The following is an 18097-nucleotide window of genomic DNA, read 5'->3' on the forward strand; positions in this document are numbered from 1 at the left end:
CGACCACGCGGTAGACGCCGCCACCGAGCGCCTGATATGACGAGTGCTTCTGGGAATCTGCCATCACGCCTCCGAAGTCGTGTCAGAAGTGTAGGCCCCAGAGGGCCATTCGAGGCCGTCTGTGAGCCGAGTGCTCCAGGCGTCGCCGATGTCCGCCAACGGCCCCTTCCACCGGTAGCTGGATGACTCGTAGCGCCTCGCCTCGTCGGGGAGGCCGACGGTGATCACGGCACTGGTCATCGCGGGCAGGTGAGGATGGAGGACAGGGATCGGCAGGGCTATCACCGAGGACCAGCGTCGCAACCGATCGGGTGGGAGGTCCTTGACCAGCAGCTCGTCGCTGCCGAGGGCCCGCCCGGCGATCCACATGCTGTCGAAGCCCGTGTCGGCCCGTCTCAGAGCAGATGCCCCGTCATAGTGCCGATCTTGGGAGGCCCACCGCGCAAGGGTCCCATCGGCATCGCTCAGCCACAGTGACACGTTGAGGGTCTCGACATCGAGGACGCCCTGGAGGATCTCTGCATCTTCGCGCAGGAAGGCCACGTAAGCGTTCTGGAGGGCACGGAAGTCGTGCTCGTGGTGGCGCCAGACGCAAGCAGCCCGGTCGGCGGGCGAGAGGTACCCGTCACGGTCTATGTAGCGGAGCTCCCTGACGACCTGGGCAGCGTCGGCGTAGTCGTGGACGAGGACCGGGCGGATCCCGATGGCGGTCCACTGCAGGCTCAACGATCTCGCGAGGCTTCGGAATTCCTCCTTGGTGACTCCGAACCCCTCCCGAGCCAGGATGACGAAGACAGCGTGATGGCTCGGCGCCTCCGCCAGGGCGGCGTGGAACCACTGCCGGATGTCCGGGTCACGATAGGAGGTACCGGCGATGATCACCGCTCCGCGCTCTACTACCCGCCGCAGGAACACGAGCTGCCAGGGGCTCTCTTGCTCGACCAGCTCCAGGACGTCGGTGAGAGCGACGACGACGCCCTCGGAGGACGTGGGCGTGACGATGCCGTGCAGGTGATGCACCACGAATCCGTCATGCCCGTCGGGGGCGACACTGGTGGTCGCGGGGAGGGCCGCGGCGCCGACCTCGGCTTCCAGAGCACCCTCCAGCAGCGTGTCGAAGTTCAGCGTCGCCAAGGTGGTCCCGCCGGGGCCCGACTCGATGGCGTGGGCCGCCGTCGCCCTGTGGAGAGCCGAGAACTCCGCCGCGGTGACGCCCTCGTAGAGACTCGCCCTCAGCTTCCGCTCCCAGTCGCTCCCCAGGGCGGACCGCGCAGCCTCGACGACGATGAGGGGATCTTGACGAGTCAGGAGGAGCTGAGCCTCCTCCGGAGAGCCGACAGCCCCGCTCGCGACGAGGACCCGCTCGGCTAGCTGGTCCCACGTGGGGAGTCCAGAGGTCACGGAAGCACCCGCCCCGAGGAGCACCGTGGTGTGGGCCGTCAGGCCCGCGGATCGCAGCGCGCTGACGGTCTCCTCGCTCAGATCCGGTGCGCTCATGGCCAGATCATGCCAGCAGGGCCCGTCATCACGGATGCACCTGTGGACAACTCGTCGCGAACGTCGTCACGAGACTGGCCCGACCACGCACGGGAGGCGCGGTGCCGGTCAGACCGACACCGCGCCTCCCGCAGTCGCTCCCCCGCGCTCGCGGGGCCCGGGCTAGGCCCGGTGCGCGCCGTCGCCGTCGTGCGACGTCGCCGTCACCGGCGCGTCGACCTCGGCGTCGGGAGCGACGTGCGAGTGGTGCTGTTCGTCGGCCGTGTGCGCGGCCGCCGGGTGCGAGCGCTCGAGCGAGGCGCCCTCCACGTCGACGTCGGGCAGGATGCGGTCGAGCCACTTCGGGATCCACCACGCGGCGTCGCCGAGCAGGTGCATCACGGCCGGGATCAGCAGCAGGCGGACGACGAACGCGTCGACGAGCACGCCGAGGGCGAGGCCGAGCCCGATGGACTGGATCATCACCGAGTTCGAGAAGACGAAGCCGGAGAAGACCGCGGTCATGATCAACGCCGCCGCGATGACGACCGTCCGCCCGGCGTGCACGCCGCGCTGGACGGCGAGGCGGGCCGGGGCGCCGTGCGCGAACGACTCTCGCATGCCGCTGACGAGGAACAGCTGGTAGTCCATCGCGAGGCCGAAGAGCACGCCGACCATGAGGATCGGCAGGAAGCTCAGGATGGGCCCCGGGTCGTGCACGCCGAACACCGGCGCGAGCCAGCCCCACTGGAACACCGCGGTCACGCCGCCGAAGGCCGCGAACAGCGACAGCACGAAGCCGAGCGTCGCCGTGATCGGCACGAGGATCGACCGGAACACGAAGATCAGGATGATCAGCGACAGCCCGACGACCACGAGCAGGTAGAGCGGCAGCGCCGAGGCCAGCTTCTCGCTGACGTCGATGTTGCCCGAGGCGTTGCCCGCGACGCCGAGCGCTGCGACGCCCTCGACGTCGAGCCCGCGCAGGTCGCGCACGAGCTGCTCGGTCGACTCGCTCGACGGGCCGCCCTGCGGGATCACCTGGAAGGCGAGGGTGCGGTCGTCGTCGGAGGCGCCGATCGGCGCCACCGCCACGACGTCGTCCTCGCCCTTGATCTCGGTGCCGATGCGCACCTGCTCGGCGACGAGGTCGTCCTCCGAGACCGCCTGGTCGAGGTCGGCGACGACGATCAGCGGGCCGTTGACGCCGGCGCCGAACTTGTCGTCGATCAGCTTGTACGCCTTGTACGCGCTCGAGTCGACGGGCTCCGACGAGCCGGCCGGCAGGCCGAGGCGCATCGACAGCGCGGGGATCGCGACGATCAGCAGCACGGCGACGCCGGCGACCAGCGTGAGCACGGCACGGCCGGTGCGCATCGGCGAGGTGGGCACCTTCACCGGGCCGGTCTGGCCGACGCGGGCGCGCACCTTCTTGGTGAGGATGCGCATGCCGACCAGGCGCAGCAGCGCCGGGGTGAGCGTGACGGCGATGAGGATGGCGACGAAGACGCAGACCGCGCCGACGGTGCCCATCAGGCCGAGGAAGGGGATGCCCGTGAGGTTCAGCGCCAGGAGGGCGATGAGCACGGTCGAGCCGGCGAAGACGACGGCGTTGCCCGAGGTGCCGTTGGCGAGCCCGATCGACTCCTCGAGGGGAACCCCGTCGCGCAGTTGCTGCCGGTGGCGGTTGAGGATGAAGAGCGAGTAGTCGATGCCGACCGCCAGGCCGAGCATCACGCCCAGCACGGGGGTGACCGAGAGCATCTCGACGGTGCCCGAGAGGGCGAGCGAGGCGAGCACCCCGACGCCCACGCCGATCAGGGCGTTGACGAGCGGCAGGCCGGCGCCGATGAGGGTGCCGAGCATGACGAAGAGCACGATCGCGGCGATGACGACGCCGGCGACCTCGCCCGGGCCGAGGATCTCGGGGATGCTCGCAGCGATGTCGTTCGACACCTCGACGTCGACGCCGGCGATGTCGGCGCCCTGCATCTCCTCGACGAGGGCGTCCTTCGACTCCGTCGTCACGAGGTTGAGGGCCTTGTCGAACTGGATGCTGGCGACCGCGGTCGTCTCGTCCTTCGAGACCTGGCGGATCTCCTCCGCGAGGGCGAGCAGGTCGGCGCCGTCCTCCAGCGTGGTCGACTGCGTCTCGAGCTCGGTGCGGCTGGCGTCGAGCGTGGCCTGCTGCTCGTCGATCTGCTGCTGGCCCGCGGTGATCTGGGCCTGCTGCGCGTCGAGCTGCGCCTGGGCGGCGGCGAGCTGGCCCGCGGCCTCGGCCTGGGCCTTCGCCGCGTCGAGCTGCTGCTGGCCGGCGGTCAGCTGCGCCTGCGCGGCGTCGATCTGTGCCTGCCCGGCCTCGAGCTGCGCCGTTCCCGCGTCGATCTGGGCGCGCCCGTCGGTGACCTTCTGCGCCTGCTCCGCGAGCTGCGCCTGGGTGTCGAAGGGGTTCGTCGTGCCCTTGACGTCGTCGAGCTCCTCCGTGCGGGTGAGCAGGTCGGCGATCTCGGTCTTCTGCTCGTCGGTGAACGCCGAGTCGTCCGAGGTGGTGAAGACCACCGAGCCCGAGCCGCCGCTCGCCGCCGGGAACTTCTCGGAGAGCTCGTCGCTCACCGCCTGGGTCGCGGTGCCGGGGATGCTGACGGCGGAGGTCAGCGTGCCGCCGAACAGGGCGAAGGCGCCGCCGGCGAGGCCGAGCACGACGACCCACGCCACGATCACCAGCCAGGCGCGTCGGGCCGCGAGGCGGCCGAGTCGGTAGAGCAGTGTCGCCATGGTGGTGGTCCTCCAGGTGGGGCGGTGGTGGCCGTGCGGTGGTGGCCGGGGGCGGTGGGCCTCGCGTCGTCGGGAGGAGGGGCGGAGCAGCCGGGGTGCGGCGGGTCAGGGGTGGTGAGTCGGGGCGCCGGGTCGGGGCGCCGGGGGCGGTCGGGGCGGGTCAGGGCCCGTCGGGGCCGCGGGCCGCGGGGTAGCCCGTGCGCACCGTCTCGACGAGACGGTCGAGCAGCTCGCCCCAGACCGCGCGCGACGCGTCGTCGAGCGCGCCGTCCGTGCGACGGACCCAGTGCACCGCGATCACGGCGATGCCGTGCATCAGCGAGCTGACGAGCAGCTCGACGTCGAGGTCGTCGACCTCGGAGCTGCGGCGCGCCGCGTCGGCCGAGAGGTGCTCGGTCGCCCGCGAGAAGACGTCCTGCATGACGTTCGGCTCGCCCGGCCCCTCGCTGCCGCCCTCGAGCACGCGCCAGAGGTAGGCGATGACGGCCGGCAGGTCGATGCTGCGGAGGGCGAGGGTGACCTCGTCGAAGAGGGAGGCGCGGGTCAGCACCGCGGCGGGGGTCGCCACGGCCGCGGTGGCGGTCTGGAACTCCTCGACCGCGTTCGTGATGGCGACGGTGCCGAGGGTCAGCACGACCTGGTCGAGGCCGGAGAAGTGGTTGAAGATGGTGCGGCGCGACACGTCGGCGCGCTCTGCCAGCTCGTCGACGCTGAACCTCGGGGCGCCCCGCTCGGCGATGAGGGCGTCGGCCGCGTCGAGGATCGCCTGCCGGTGCCGCGCCTTCAGCGCGGCACGTCGGTCGAGGGCGGGAGCGGCGGTCACGGCGCTTACACTAAGTGCACCCACGCACTCGGTGCACCCAGTTCTGGGTGCATTCCCAGGCCCCCGAGCCCCGGGCCCTCGTCAGGGCCGGAGTCGCCGCGCGAGGTAGGGCGCCGTCCGGCTCGCCGGGCTCGCCGCCACCTCGCGCGGCGTGCCGCTCGCCACGACCTGCCCGCCCGCGTCGCCGCCGCCCGGCCCGAGGTCGATCACGTGGTCGGCCGCCGCGACGACGTCCATCGCGTGCTCGACGAGCACCACGGTGCCGCCGGCGTCGACGAGCCGCTGCAGCTGGGCGACGAGCAGCTCGACGTCGGCCGGGTGCAGCCCCGTCGTCGGCTCGTCGAGGAGGTAGAGGGTGCGGCCGCCGCGGGCGCGCTGCAGCTCGGTGGCCAGCTTGATGCGCTGCGCCTCGCCGCCCGACAGCTCGGGGGCCGGCTGCCCGAGGCGCAGGTAGCCGAGGCCCACCTGCCGCAGGGCCTCGAGCGCCCGGGCGGCGGCGGGCACCTCGGCGAGGAACCCCGCGGCCTCCTCGACGGTCATGCCGAGCACGTCGGCGACGGTGGCGCCGTGCCAGGTGACCTCGAGCGTCTCGGGCGCGTAGCGCGACCCGTGGCACTCGGGGCACGGCGCGTACGAGCCGGGCAGGAAGAGCAGCTCGACCGACACCGACCCCTCGCCCTGGCAGACCTCGCACCGGCCGCCCACGACGTTGAACGAGAAGCGGCCGGCGCCCCAGCCGCGGGCCCGCGCCTCGTCGGTCGCCGCGAAGGAGGCGCGGACCGCGTCGAAGAGGCCGGTGTACGTCGCGAGGTTCGAGCGCGGGGTCCGCCCGATCGGCTTCTGGTCGACCTGCACGACGCGGTCGACGCCGGGGTGCTCGACCGCCTGCTCGGCGACGACGTGGCCGACGAGGGTCGACTTGCCGGAGCCGGAGACGCCCGTGACCGCGGTCAGCACGCCGAGGGGCACGTCGACGTCGAGCGCTCGGAGGTTGTGCCGGGTGACGTCGCGCAGCTCCAGCCACGCGGTCGGCGTGCGCGGCTCGCGGTCGGCGGGGCGCGCCTCCTCGGCTCCCAGGAAGCGGCGGGTCACCGACGCCTCGACGTCGGCCAGCCCGGCGACCGGGCCGCTGTAGAGCACCTCGCCGCCCCCGGCCCCGGCGGCGGGCCCGACGTCGACGATCCAGTCGGCGCGGCGCACGACGTCCATGTCGTGCTCGACGACGAAGACGCTGTTGCCGCTCGCGACGAGCTGCTCGAGCACCTCGACGAGGGGCTCGGCGTCGGCGGGGTGCAGCCCGGCGCTCGGCTCGTCGAGCACGTAGACGACGCCGAACAGGCCCGAGCGCAGCTGCGTCGCGATGCGCAGCCGCTGCATCTCGCCGGGTGAGAGGGTCGGGGTCGCGCGGCCGAGGCTGAGGTAGCCGAGGCCGAGCTCGGTCAGCACCTCGACCCGGGCGAGCAGGTCGCGGCTGATCGCGACCGCGACCTCGGTGCGCTCGCCCGACGACGCGCGCGACGTCGCGACGCCGGCGTCGGTGATGGCCGCGATCGGCCGCAGCAGCTCGGCGACCTCGGTGAGCGGCAGCGCGTTCAGCTCGGCGACCGTGCGGCCGGCGACCGTCACGGCGAGCGCCGCCCGGGTGAGGCCGGTGCCGCCGCAGAGCGAGCACGGCCCCGACTCGACGAACTGCAGCACCTTCGTGCGCTGCGCCTCGCTCTGCGAGTCGGCGAGGGTGTGCAGCACGAACTGCCGTGCGCTCCAGAAGCGACCCTTGTACGGCTTGGCGACGCGGTCCCGCTGGGGCTGCACCTCGACGACCGGCTGCTCCTCGGTGAAGAGCAGCCAGTCGCGGTCCTCGCGTGACAGCTCCCGCCACGGCCGGTCGATGTCGTAGCCCAGCACGGCGGTGACGTCGCGGAGGTTCTTGCCCTGCCAGGCGCCCGGCCACGCCGCGATCGCGCCGTCGCGGATGCTCAGCGACCCGTCGCGGACGGCCGAGGCCTCGGTCACCTCGTGCGCGACGCCGAGGCCGTGGCACCGCGGGCACGCGCCGGCCACGGTGTTGGGCGAGAACGAGTCGGACTCGAGGCGGTCGGCGCCCTCGGGGTAGGTGCCCGCGCGCGACCAGAGCATGCGGACGGAGTTCGACAGCGTCGTCACCGTGCCGACCGACGAGCGCGAGCTGGGAGCGCCGCGGCGCTGCTGCAGCGCGACGGCGGGCGGCAGGCCCGTGATCGAGTCGACCCGGGGCGTCGACCCCTGCGCGATCAGCCGGCGGGCGTAAGGGGCCACCGACTCGAGGAACCTCCGCTGCGCCTCGGCGAAGACGGTGCCGAAGGCGAGCGACGACTTGCCCGACCCGGAGACCCCGGTGAACGCGACGATGCGGTCGCGGGGCACGTCGACGTCGACGGCCCTCAGGTTGTTCTCGCGGGCGCCCCGCACCCGCACGAAGCCGTCGACCGGGTCGGGGGCGGACGAGGAGGCGCGGGTGCGGTCGGCAGGCATCCGGTCGATGGTAGGCGGCGAGCCAGCGGCGGGGCCGGGGACGCTCCCCGGCAGACCACCTTGTCTGCCCGGGCGAGCGTGGCTAGCGTGGGGGGACGACGCCCGGGGGCGTCGGGGCGCGAGGCAGCACCGCTGCACACCGACTCGTCGCCGGCGACACCGGATCAGGGAGACGGCACGATGGCGGAGACGACGCAGGGCTGCCCGGGGCGGACGACGGCACGGGGCCGCAGCGGGCGGACGACCGCACGGGCCGCCGGAGCGACGTCGTGAACCCGGCCGCGCGCCTCCTCCTCTCCCCCGCCCTCGCGGCCCGGTACGCGTGGCTCTGCGCCCGGTCGACGACGACGCCGCGGCCCCGTGACGTGCCCTTCGGCGCCGGGGCGGGCCTCGACCCCGACCGGGTCCTCATCGTGGGCGCCGGGCCGGCCGTGGGCTGGGGCACGAGCTCGCACTCGGTCGCCCTGCCGGGCCGCCTGGCGCGGCGCCTGGCCCGCCGCACCGGCCGGGGCTCGCACGTCGCGGCCCTCGCCGACCCGACGCACCGGGTGCCGTCGCTGCACGCGGTGCTGGCCGACGCCTTCCTCGAGAACTGGGACGTCGTGGTGGTGACGCTCGGGGCCGCCGAGGCGATGACCCTGCGGTCGCCGCGCGCCTGCGCCCGCGACCTCGACGGCCTCGTGTCGACGCTGCTCGAGCGGACGAGGCCGTGCGCGCGGGTGGTCGTCGCCTCCACGCCCCTCGCCGACGCGCTCGGCACGTTCGGGGTGCAGCCGACGGCCGTCGCCGAGCGCCACTCGGCCCTGCTGGCTGAGGTCTCGGCGGGGGTCTGTGCCGAGCACGCCCGGGTCACCCACCTGACGCTGCCGACGGGGGGAGGCGCGGAGGCCGTCGACGACGACCGGTCGCCCGGGCGTGCCGAGGCCACGGCCGAGCTCTACGAGAGCTGGGCGGAGGCGCTCAGCGAGCACGTCGCGCCCCTGCTGCACGCGCAGCGGGCGCGGATCGACTCTCCGCAGCGGGCCCGCAGCCGCCCGCAGCCCGAGCCGACGCGGCTCGAGGCGATCGCCGCGTCGGGCGTCGTGCAGCCCGAGCCGGAGGCGGCCTTCCAGCAGATCACCGACCAGGCCAGGGCCCTGTTCGAGACCGACGGCGCCGCGTTCAACCTCGTGCTCGACGACCACCAGTGGAACGTCGTGAGCACCCTCGGCTCGAGCACGGCTGTGCCGCTCAGCGAGTCGTTCTGCGCGACGACGGTCGACGCCGACGAGCCCTTCGTCGTGGCGGACGCGTGGCAGACCACCCTGGCGGTGCCCCGCAACGACATCCGGTTCTACGCGGGCTACCCGGTGCACACGGCGGAGGGCGTCCGCATCGGGGCGCTCTGCGTCTTCGACCCGAGGCCGCGCGACGTGCGGGGGCTGCCCCTCGACGCGCTGCGGGAGCTGGCCCTCGACATCGAGCGGGAGCTCTGGCGCCGAGCCGCCTAGCGCGGCTGGTCGCCGGGGGCCTGCGACGTCACGCTCGACGGCACGGGCGACGGTGCGGGCGCGGCGGTCGCCGCGACCACCGGGGCGGCCACCGGGGCGGCCCCTGAGGCCTCGTCGGCCCCGGCGCCCTTCTCGGTCTCCTTCTTGAAGATGCTGATCGACTGGCCGAGGCCCTTGGCGAGGGCGGGCAGCTTCGTCGAGCCGAAGAGCAGCAGGACGATGCCGAGGATGATCAGCAGGTGCATTCCGCCGAGGTTGGCGAGCATGGGGACTCCTTGGGTCGTGGGCGCCCCGGAGGTCCCGGGTCGTGCCGCACCGTAGGCCGTGCCGCGCGGCCCGCGGGCGGGCGGGCCCCGTCGCCGTCGCCGTCCCGCCCCGCGATGCCACCTCCGCCTCCACCCTGCCCGTCGACCGGTCTCACGTCGGTGAGGAGGAGATCTCACCTCCGGCGTGATGAGTGTGATATTTTGTGTTCCTGCACTGGATATCTTCCACTCGAGAGGCCCCCATGTCACCCACGTCCACGCTCGCCGAGCACCGCTCCCCCGACCAGGGCCTCCGCGGTCGCCCTCGCACCCGCCGCCACGTGCTGCGCCGCGACGGCGTCTCGGAGGCCCTCGGCCGTGCGGCGGAGGCCTCGGTCGTCGTGGTGCGCGGGCCCGCCGGCGTCGGCAAGACGACCGCGGTCGCGGCCTGGCTCGACGAGGCGTCGGTCGGCGGCGCCTGGTGGACGGTGAGGGCCGACCAGGCCGTCGACGACGTCTGGGCCGGCGTGGCCCGCCTGCTCGACCCGACGGCCGACGACGTCGACGACGCCCCCCTGGCCGCGCTCGACGAGGTGCTGGGCGGCCTGGCCGCCCCGGTCACGGTGGTGCTCGACGACGTCGACCGCCTCGACGACCCCCGGCTCGCGGCCGACGTCGAACGCCTCGTGCTGCGCCACGACCACCTCCACGTCGTGCTGGTCGGCCGCGTGCGGACGGCCTTCGAGCGCGCCGCCGGGGCCGACCTCGACGTCGAGCTCGTCGCCCCCGACGTCTTCGAGCTCGACCGCGGCGAGGTCGCGGCGCTGCTCACGGCCCGCGGGGTCTGCTTCGACGACGCCGCGCTCTCGCTCGTCGACGAGGCGCTCGGCGGCTGGGCCGTCGCCGTGCAGCGCCTGGCGCACGAGCTGGCCCTGCAGCCGCGGCGCCTCTGGCGACGCCGTGACCTCGCCCCGCTGGTGGCCCGGCTCGAGGGCGAGCTGGCCCGCGACGTGTCGGCCGAGGCGGAGGCCCTCGTCGGGGCCGACGCGCTCCGGGCCGCCGCCGAGCTCCCCTTCCTCTCGCCCGAGCTGCTCGAGGCCGTCACCGGCGACCGCGACGCCGCGGCGGCGCTCCTCGACGTCGTCGAGCGGTCGGGCGTCGGCGGCTGGACGGTCGTCGGCAGCACCCGTCACCTCGTGCTCGTACCGGTCGTCCGGCGCCTCCTGCTCGAGCGCCGGGTCGACGAGGCCCAGCGGCAGGAGGCCCGGCGCGTCCAGGTGGCGGGCGCCCGTCAGCTGCTCGACGACGGCGACGCCCGGGAGGCCCTGGGGCTCGCCGCCGCGGCCCACGACTGGCCCCTGCTCGGCGAGGTGCTCGAGCGGCACCACGCCGAGCTGACCCGCGACCACGCCGACGAGGTCCTCGCCGTGCTCGAGACCGTGCCGGAGGCGCCCCTGCGCGCCGACCCCTGGCTGCTCTGCCTGCTCGGCAAGCTCTTGGCGTTCCGCGGTCGCAGCTGGCTGGCCGCCGCGGGCACCCTCGCCGCCGCCGACACGGCCGCGCGCGAGCTGCAGAAGGACGCAGGGCCCACCGGCGCCCTCCGGCTCGCCGCGGTGCGCATCGCCGCGCTCCGGCGCGCCGGCAGCGTCGGGCGGGCCGCGGCCCTCGCCCGGCGCACCCGGGAGTCGATGGCCCAGCTCCGCGTCCCGCGCACCCCCGAGCTCGCGCGGCGCCTGGCCGACGCCCACCTCCAGATCGGCCTCTCGCTCTTCCACGAGGGCGCGTACGACGAGGCGCTGCTCGAGTTCGGCGCCGTCGGCCGCCTCGACGAGGCGACCGACCCCGTGCGCCTGCGGGCCCTCGGCACGGCGGCCCTGGTGCACGCCCTGGACGGCCGGCTCGGAGAGGCCCGCGGGCTGATCGCCGCGGCGGAGGGCGACGAGCGCTGGTCGGACTGGCGGCACACGGTCTGGGCCCTGCCCGCCCACCTCGCGGCCGGCGTCGCCGCCCTCGACGCGGGCGACGACCGGGAGGCCCGGCGCCGCATCCGCACGGCGACGAGCATGCCGGCCTCGGTCGAGGAGTGGCCCGTCGTCGCCTGGCTCACGGCCCTGCGGCACCTGGCCCACGGCGACGGCGCCACGGGCTTCAGCGTCATCCGCGACGCCGAGGCCGCCCACCCGCAGGGCGTGGCGAGCAACCACCTGCACGGGCTCCTGACCGCCCTGAAGTCCGACTTCCTCCTGCTCTCGAAGCAGGCGCGCTCGGCCCTCGGCGCCCTGAGGCCCTTCGTCGACGGCCGCGAGTCGGTCGCCGGCGCCCACGCCCGGGCCCTGCTCTTCGCGGGCGCCGCGGCCGACGCCCGGGTCGTGGCGGACCGCATGGTCTGGCGGGGCCGGCTCGCGCCCCGTCCGCAGCTCGAGCTTCAGCTCGTGCGGGCGGTCGCCAGCGGCCGCGTCGGCGACCTCGACGTCGCACGGACGGCGCTCGAGCAGGCCGTCTCGGTGTCGGCCCACCACGACCTCCGCCTGCCGTGGTGGCTCGTCCCCGCCGAGGAGCTCCGCTCCCTCGCCCGGCAGGCGGGCGTCGACCTCGACCCGGTGCTCGCCGACGCTCCGCGCATCTACTCGAGCGGCCTCACCGTGCCGAAGCTCACGCGACGCGAGGCCGTCGTGCTCGCGCAGCTGCGCGGCGCCGGCTCCGTCGAGGACATCGCCCGCACCCTCGGGGTCTCCCACAACACCGTCAAGAGCCAGGTGCGGAGCCTCTACCGCAAGCTCGGCGTGAGCACGCGGCCGGCGGCCCTCCGCGTCTCCTACGAGTGGCGGCTCCTGGCCCCCGTCAGCCGCGAGCAGGCGGCCACCGCCTCCTAGGCCCGTTCCGCCCGCTCGACGAGCCCCTCGGCCACCAGCTGCGCGACGAAGGCCGAGACCTGCTCGCGCACCGCCGCGGGGTCGGCCCCGGGGTGGTCGCGGAGCGACGCGTCGACGAGGTCGTCGACCGCGGCGACGCCGTCGAGCCGCCCCCAGAGCTCGGCCGCCGTGCCCTCGAGCCGACGGAGCGTGCTGCGGTCGAGCTGCGCCACGACGAGCGCGTCGCCGTCACGGGCGACCGCCGCGCGCGGCGACACACGGACGACGAGGCCGCCGTCGACCCCCGAGCGCCCGGGGCCTCCGGTGCCTCCGCCGGGCGGTGTCGCACGCCCCTCGTCCGGCCCTCGGCCGGTCCCCTCGCCGTCGGTCATCCGGTCATCCTCCCACGCCGCCCCGGCCGGGGCACCCGGGGTGTCATGCGACATGTCACCCCGGTGAAGGACGGGGTGACATCTCGGGGGCCGGGGCCCGTCGCGCCGCCCGACCCGCGACTCCCGGGGGTGACGACGCTGCCTACGGTGCACGCCTCTGACACCGACCCCGAGGAGCTGATCACGGTGCCACGCCCCGAGACCCGACCCGCCGCCCACCGCCTGCCCTGGGCCACCGCGACCGAGCCCGCCGAGCCCGCCCGGGCGGACGGCCCGTTCGCGATCGTCGTCGTCTGCCGGGCCAACGAGGCCCGCTCGCCCCTGATCGAGAGGCTGCTCGGCGCGGAGCTCGAGCGCCTCGCCCCCGGCGACTTCCGGGTCACGAGCTGCGGCACCCGGGCGCGGGTCGGCGCCGGCGCCGCGCACGGCACCCTCGAGTTGCTCCGGTCGCACGGCATCGACGCGGCCGACCACCGCGCCCGGCAGCTGACCCCGGCCGAGCTCGACGACGTCGACCTCGTCGTCACGGCGGAGCGGAGCCACTCCGACCGCGTGCTGGACCTCGCGCCCGGGCTCCTCAAGCGCACCTTCACCTTCCTCGAGCTGGCCGGCCTCGCCGTGCACGCGGAGACCGGCGCCCTCGAGGGCCGGGCGTTCGTCGAGCGGGCCGCCGCCCTCCGCGCAGGCCTCGCCGACGTCGACGGCCACCGTGCCGACCTCGACGACCCGGTCTCGACGGTCCCCGGCGCGTTCGAGCTGCTCGACCTGCGCACGCAGGACGCGGTGTTCGTCATCGCCCGGGCCCTCGCGGGTGCGTCGTGACCGGCACCGTGCCGCCCCGCGACGACGCCGCCCCCGTGACGGACGGGCTGGCGATCGTCTTCCCGGAGAACGCCGGGGAGCCCGTGTCGCTGCCGCCGCGGCGTCGGCGCAGCCACCAGCCGCACGCCTCGTCGTCGCGCAGCGCCTCCCGCGCCGCCGGGGGCTCCCGCGCCGCCGGGCCGCGCGGCCGGTCGGCCGCACGCGGCCCCCGTCGCCGACGCGCCCTCCGCCGCCTGTCCGCCGTGCTCGTCGTCCTCGTCGGGCTGCCGCTGCTCGCCGGGGCTCTCGTGCAGCTCGGCTGGCGATCGGGGGTGACCACCTTCGAGGCCGATCCCTTCCCGTCCGGCAGCCGACCCGCGCCTCCGGCCGACGGGGCCCTGAACGTGCTGCTCATCGGCTCCGACAGCCGCGACGGCGACCTCGACCCGGTCGACGAGGCCGGCCCCACGGGCCAGCGCTCCGACACGATGATGCTCGTCAACGTGTCGGGCGACCGCCGCGAGGTGACGGTCGTCTCGATCATGCGCGACCTCTGGGTGGACGTGCCGGGGCACGGCGAGGCGAAGGTGAACGCGGCCTACGCCTGGGGCGGCGCCCCGCTGCTCGTGCAGACGGTCGAGCAGCTGCTCGACACCCGCGTCGCCCACGTGGCCCTGGTCGACTTCGAGGGCTTCGCGTCGATGTCGACCGCGCTCGGCGGCGTCGAGGTCGACTCCCCCGTCGCGTTCAGCAGCCGCAACGTGCCGGGCCACGACTTCAGCGCCGGGCCGAACACGGTCGCCGGCGAGCGGGCCCTGGCCTTCGTCCGCGAGCGCTACGCGTTCGCCGACGCCGACCACCAGCGCGTGCGGAACCAGCAGGCGTTCCTCCGCGGCGTCGTCGACGGTCTGCTCCGCGACGGCCTCGCCGACCCGGGTCGCCTGGCCTCCTTCGTCAGCACGACGAGCCGCTGGGTGACCGTCGACGCCGGGCTCGGCCCCGCCGAGACGACCCGTCTCGGCTACGAGCTGCGCGGCGTCCGGGCCGACGACGTCGCCTTCTTCACCCTCCCCACCGCCGGCGGCGGAGTGCGGGGCGGCGGCCAGTCCGTCGTCCTGCCCGACGAGGCGGCGACGACCGCCGTCGCCGAGGCCCTCGCCGACGACGACCTGCGCCGCTGGAGCGACGCGTCCGACCTGACCCCGGAGCGACCATGACCAGCACCCTCCCGGGCCCGACCACCACGGGCCCCGCCACGACCGACGCGACCACCACGGCCCGGGCCCGGCCCGCCGACCGGCCCGCCGAGCGACCGGCCGGGCGCCCCGACGACCGCACCGCGCCCCGGGGGCCGGCACCGCGCCTCCCCCGGCGTGCGCTGCCCGTCGTCCCGATGGCCGTCACCGAGGCGGCCGCCCTGCTCGTCGCGACGTCCGCCGCGCAGCTCGCCTGGTTCGGGCGCGGCCCCCAGGGGCTCGCGATCGGCGACGGCGGCGTGGGCTACGGCACCGTCTCGGTCGCGCTCACCGCGGCCTGGACGGTGCTCCTCCTCGTCGTCCGGGCCGACGTCCGACCCGACGACCTCTTCGCGACCGGCGCCGCGGCGTTCCGCGACGTGCTGCGCGCGACGGTCGTCGTGGCGGTCGGCGTGAGCCTCTTCTCGGCGGCGACCCAGACGCAGATCTCCCGCGGCTGGCTGCTCGTCGCCGTGCCCGCCGGGCTGGCCGTGCTGCTGCTGAACCGGCTCGCGTGGCGGGCGCACGTCCGGTCGCTGCGGGCCGCCCGGCGCATCGGCACCCGCACCGTGGTCGTCGGCACGGCCGCCGGCGTGGCCGGCCTCCGCCAGGTCCTCGCCCGCGACGCGTCGTCGGGGCTGGACGTCGTCGCCGAGGTCGTCCTGGACGACCTCGACGACGCCCCGGTGGCCCACGTCGCCCGCACGGCGGAGCTCGTCGCCCTCGTCGAGCGACGGCTGGCCGCCGAGGGGGCCGAGGGCGTCGTCGTCGTCGGCAGCGGGCTCGTCGGCGACGAGTTCGTGCGCCGCCTGTCGTGGGCGCTCGAGGGCACCGACGTGCAGCTGATCGTGTCGCCGCAGGTCGGCCCGGTGTCGAGCCGGCGCCTGCAGCCCGTCGCCGTCGGCGGGCACCAGCTCATCCGCGTCGACCGCGTGCAGCTCGGCGGGCGCCAGTCGGTGCTCAAGCGCCTGATGGACGTGGCGCTCTCCGCCGTGGGCCTCGTGGTGCTGGCGCCGCTGCTCGCCGGGGTGGCCGCCGCGATCCGCCTGACGTCGCCCGGCCCCGCGGTGTTCCGCCAGACCCGCGTCGGCGTCGACGGCGACGAGTTCACCCTCTACAAGTTCCGCAGCATGGTGACCGGGGCGGACGCCCTCGTCACCGACCTCGTCTCCGACGACGACGACGCCAGGGGCCCGCTCTTCAAGATGCGCGACGACCCCCGGGTGACGCGGGTCGGCCGCGTCATCCGCCGCTTCTCGGTCGACGAGCTGCCGCAGCTGGTCAACGTGCTGCGCGGCGACATGAGCCTCGTGGGCCCCCGCCCGCCGCTGCCGCGCGAGGTCGCCGCCTACGACCGGACGGCCCACCGTCGCCTGCTGACCCGCCCCGGCCTGACCGGGGCCTGGCAGGTCAGCGGCCGCGCCGACCTCGACTGGGAGGAGGGGCTCGTGATCGACCTCCTCTACGTCGAGAACTGGACCCTCGCGGGCGACCTCGCCATCCTCGGCCGCACCGTCGGCGCCGTCCTCCGCGCACGGGGGGCCTACTGATGTCGCTCCTCACCGCCCCCCTGCTGCGCGTCGGCGCACGGGGCACGCACCTCGACGGCCGGCCGCTCTTCCGCGGCGGCCCCGACGAGCTCCTCGACGAGATGGAGGCGCTGGTCGCCTCGGGCGGCCGTCACCTGGTCATGACCCCCAACGTCGACCAGGTGCTGGCCCTCCGCACCGATCCGCGCACGGCCGCGGCGCACCGCGCCGCCTCCCTGCTGATCGCCGACGGCGCCCCCCTCGTCGGCCTCGCCCGTCTGCTCGGCGACCAGCGCATCCAGCGGCTCACGGGCGCCGACCTCCTCGGCGACGTCGTGGCCCGGGCGGCACGGAACGGCTGGCGCGTCGCGATCGTCGGGGGCGCCGAGGGCGTCAGCGACGACGCGGCGGCGCGGCTGAGGGCCGGGTCGCCGGGCGTCCGGCTCGTCACCGTGCCCTTCCCGTTCGTGCACTCGGTCGACGACGCCGGGTGCGCCGCCGTCGCCGACGCCCTCCGCGCCGAGCGGCCCGACGTCGTCTTCGTGTGCCTCGGCTCGCCGAAGCAGGAGGCCTGGTTCCTCGAGTGGCGCGACCGCCTCCCCCCGGGCGTCTACGTCGGCGCCGGCGCCGCCGTCGAGTTCGCGGCCGGCGCCCGGGCGCGGGCCCCGCGCCTCGTGCAGCGCCTCGGCGGGGAGTGGCTCTGGCGCCTCGCCCAGGAGCCGCGCCGCCTGGCGCACCGCTACCTCGTCCGCGGGCCCGCGTTCGTCGGGGTCGTGCTGGGGTCGCTCGCCGCGGCCGGCGGGCGGCGCCCGTGAGCGCGCCCCGGGTCACCGTCGTCTCCGCCGTGCACCGGCCGGGCGCCCACCTGCCCGCCTTCCTCTCCCGCCTCGACGCCTGCCTCGCGGCGGGTGCGCAGGTCGTCGTCGTCGACGACGCCTCCGGCGACGGCACCGGGGAGGCGCTGGTCGCCTGGGCCGCGTCGCGCCCGTCCGCCGTCGTGGTCGTCGCCGACGAGAACGCGGGCGTCGCCCGCAGCCGCAACCGGGCGCTCCGCCACGCCGTCGGCGACTACGTGTGGTTCGTCGACCACGACGACGAGTGGGAGGACCACGCGCTCGCCGTCCTCACCGCCGCCACGGGCGACGACGACGACGACCCCGTCGACGTCGTGTGGTGCCGGGCCGACCACCGACGGGCCGCCGGGGTGCCGGGCAAGGTCGTCGACGGCCTCGCCGAGCGCCGCACGGTGCCCGGCGACGTCGCCCTCGCGCTCCTCCTCGACCGCCGGGTCGACGGGTTCCTCTGGTCGAAGCTGCTGCGACGCCGCCTGCTCGGCGACGCGCCCTTCCCCGAGCTCACCTCGCAGAGCGACGTGGCGGGGGCGGCGGCGGTGCTGGCCCGCGCCTCCCGGGTGCGGTTCGTGCCCGAGGTGCTCTACCACTGGACCCACCGCCCGGGGTCGATCACCCGCGTCTCGACCCCGCGCCTCGCCAACCTCGAGCGGGCCCACGACCTCGTGCTGGCGGCGGCCGGGGCCCGGGGCGGCGCGGCCGCGGACGAGCACGTGCGCCAGCGCTTCACCACGACCTTCCTCTGCCTCGCGCTCGTCGCCCTGCCCGTGCGCCTCGGCGCCCCCGCGGAGGTGCGGCGGGAGGGGCTCCGACGAGCCCGCCGGGCCCTCGGCGGCGTCGACCTCGCGGCGGTGCGACGCCGCGACCCGCTGGCCTGGGGCGTGCTCCGGGGCGCCCTCGTGGCGCCCGCCGCGACGACCGCCGCGCTCCGCGTGCTCTACGCCGCGCACGACGCGAGGGGCCGGGTCCGGCTCCGCTCCGGGCTCCGGCGCGGGCCCGCCGCGCCGGCACGCCGCGCGGTCCACCCGGGGTGAGACCCGGGGTGAAAGCCCCGACGGCTCCGGGGCCCGTCTGCCCCGTGCCCCCGGGGATCGGCGCGCTGCCAGCCCCCGGAGCC

Annotated in this window: 13 protein-coding genes; 7 read left to right on the forward strand and 6 right to left on the reverse strand. The window is 75.7% G+C overall.

The window, feature by feature from the left end; genetic code table 11:
• Positions 1 to 63: 63 nt before the first annotated feature.
• The 4 genes from JOE43_RS00070 to JOE43_RS00085 form a co-directional block, all read right to left on the reverse strand.
• Complete coding sequence (locus JOE43_RS00070; RefSeq protein WP_209513697.1) at positions 64 to 1497, reverse strand: SIR2 family protein; 1434 nt, start codon at positions 1495 to 1497, stop codon at positions 64 to 66.
• A gap of 162 nt (positions 1498 to 1659) precedes the next feature.
• Positions 1660 to 4251, reverse strand: coding sequence for an MMPL family transporter (locus JOE43_RS00075; RefSeq protein WP_209513699.1), 2592 nt, complete (start codon positions 4249 to 4251; stop codon positions 1660 to 1662).
• 160 nt (positions 4252 to 4411) lie between these two features.
• Entirely contained in the window at positions 4412 to 5074 is a 663-nt protein-coding gene (locus JOE43_RS00080; protein WP_056056879.1) for a TetR/AcrR family transcriptional regulator, read from the reverse strand.
• A gap of 81 nt (positions 5075 to 5155) precedes the next feature.
• On the reverse strand, positions 5156 to 7585 hold the full coding sequence (locus JOE43_RS00085) for an excinuclease ABC subunit UvrA (protein WP_209513701.1): 2430 nt from the start codon (positions 7583 to 7585) through the stop codon (positions 5156 to 5158).
• A 269-nt stretch (positions 7586 to 7854) separates the two neighbouring features.
• Here JOE43_RS00085 and JOE43_RS00090 point away from each other — a divergent pair, with 269 nt between their 5' ends.
• Entirely contained in the window at positions 7855 to 9075 is a 1221-nt protein-coding gene (locus JOE43_RS00090) for a GDSL-type esterase/lipase family protein (RefSeq protein ID WP_209513703.1), read from the forward strand.
• Here the strand turns inward: JOE43_RS00090 and tatA are convergent.
• Entirely contained in the window at positions 9072 to 9341 is a 270-nt protein-coding gene (tatA, locus tag JOE43_RS00095) for a twin-arginine translocase TatA/TatE family subunit (RefSeq protein WP_209513705.1), read from the reverse strand. The genes JOE43_RS00090 and tatA overlap by 4 nt on opposite strands.
• Before the next feature lie 242 nt (positions 9342 to 9583).
• Here tatA and JOE43_RS00100 point away from each other — a divergent pair, with 242 nt between their 5' ends.
• Positions 9584 to 12193, forward strand: a complete 2610-nt coding sequence (locus tag JOE43_RS00100; protein WP_209513706.1) for a LuxR family transcriptional regulator — start codon at positions 9584 to 9586, stop codon at positions 12191 to 12193.
• Here the strand turns inward: JOE43_RS00100 and JOE43_RS00105 are convergent.
• The gene (locus JOE43_RS00105) at positions 12190 to 12564 is read right to left on the reverse strand and encodes a PqqD family protein (protein WP_209513708.1); all 375 of its coding nucleotides are present in this window, start codon (positions 12562 to 12564) and stop codon (positions 12190 to 12192) included. The two genes, JOE43_RS00100 and JOE43_RS00105, sit on opposite strands and share 4 nt — an antisense overlap.
• Before the next feature lie 147 nt (positions 12565 to 12711).
• Here JOE43_RS00105 and JOE43_RS00110 point away from each other — a divergent pair, with 147 nt between their 5' ends.
• From JOE43_RS00110 to JOE43_RS00130, 5 genes are read left to right on the forward strand one after another with little or no spacing between them, the layout of a single operon-like run.
• The gene (locus tag JOE43_RS00110; RefSeq protein ID WP_209513710.1) at positions 12712 to 13386 is read left to right on the forward strand and encodes a hypothetical protein; all 675 of its coding nucleotides are present in this window, start codon (positions 12712 to 12714) and stop codon (positions 13384 to 13386) included.
• Positions 13383 to 14582, forward strand: coding sequence for an LCP family protein (locus tag JOE43_RS16025; RefSeq protein WP_209513712.1), 1200 nt, complete (start codon positions 13383 to 13385; stop codon positions 14580 to 14582). The genes JOE43_RS00110 and JOE43_RS16025 overlap by 4 nt, the downstream gene beginning before the upstream one ends.
• A complete protein-coding gene (locus JOE43_RS00120; RefSeq protein ID WP_209513713.1) occupies positions 14579 to 16150 on the forward strand; it encodes a sugar transferase in 1572 nt (523 codons plus the stop codon). Before JOE43_RS16025 ends, JOE43_RS00120 begins: the two co-directional genes overlap by 4 nt.
• Positions 16150 to 16944: a WecB/TagA/CpsF family glycosyltransferase gene (locus JOE43_RS00125; RefSeq protein WP_209513715.1), complete on the forward strand. Its 795-nt coding sequence runs from the start codon at positions 16150 to 16152 to the stop codon at positions 16942 to 16944. The genes JOE43_RS00120 and JOE43_RS00125 overlap by 1 nt, the downstream gene beginning before the upstream one ends.
• A complete protein-coding gene (locus JOE43_RS00130) occupies positions 16941 to 18014 on the forward strand; it encodes a glycosyltransferase family A protein (RefSeq protein WP_209513718.1) in 1074 nt (357 codons plus the stop codon). The genes JOE43_RS00125 and JOE43_RS00130 overlap by 4 nt, the downstream gene beginning before the upstream one ends.
• The last annotated feature ends 83 nt before the right edge of the window (positions 18015 to 18097 follow it).

Source organism: Frigoribacterium sp. PvP121 (assembly GCF_017833115.1).
GTDB classification, from domain to species: Bacteria; Actinomycetota; Actinomycetes; order Actinomycetales; family Microbacteriaceae; genus Frigoribacterium; species Frigoribacterium endophyticum.

Excerpts from the sequence above, each read along its gene's own strand:
- JOE43_RS00070 (WP_209513697.1), bottom strand. The coding sequence starts at position 1,497 with ATGAGCGCACCGGATCTGAGCGAGGAGACCGTCAGCGCGCTGCGATCC.
- JOE43_RS00075 (WP_209513699.1), bottom strand. The coding sequence starts at position 4,251 with ATGGCGACACTGCTCTACCGACTCGGCCGCCTCGCGGCCCGACGCGCC.
- JOE43_RS00085 (WP_209513701.1), bottom strand. The coding sequence starts at position 7,585 with ATGCCTGCCGACCGCACCCGCGCCTCCTCGTCCGCCCCCGACCCGGTC.
- tatA (WP_209513705.1), bottom strand. The coding sequence starts at position 9,341 with ATGCTCGCCAACCTCGGCGGAATGCACCTGCTGATCATCCTCGGCATC.
- JOE43_RS00100 (WP_209513706.1), top strand. The coding sequence starts at position 9,584 with ATGTCACCCACGTCCACGCTCGCCGAGCACCGCTCCCCCGACCAGGGC.
- JOE43_RS00105 (WP_209513708.1), bottom strand. The coding sequence starts at position 12,564 with ATGACCGACGGCGAGGGGACCGGCCGAGGGCCGGACGAGGGGCGTGCG.
- JOE43_RS00120 (WP_209513713.1), top strand. The coding sequence starts at position 14,579 with ATGACCAGCACCCTCCCGGGCCCGACCACCACGGGCCCCGCCACGACC.
- JOE43_RS00125 (WP_209513715.1), top strand. The coding sequence starts at position 16,150 with ATGTCGCTCCTCACCGCCCCCCTGCTGCGCGTCGGCGCACGGGGCACG.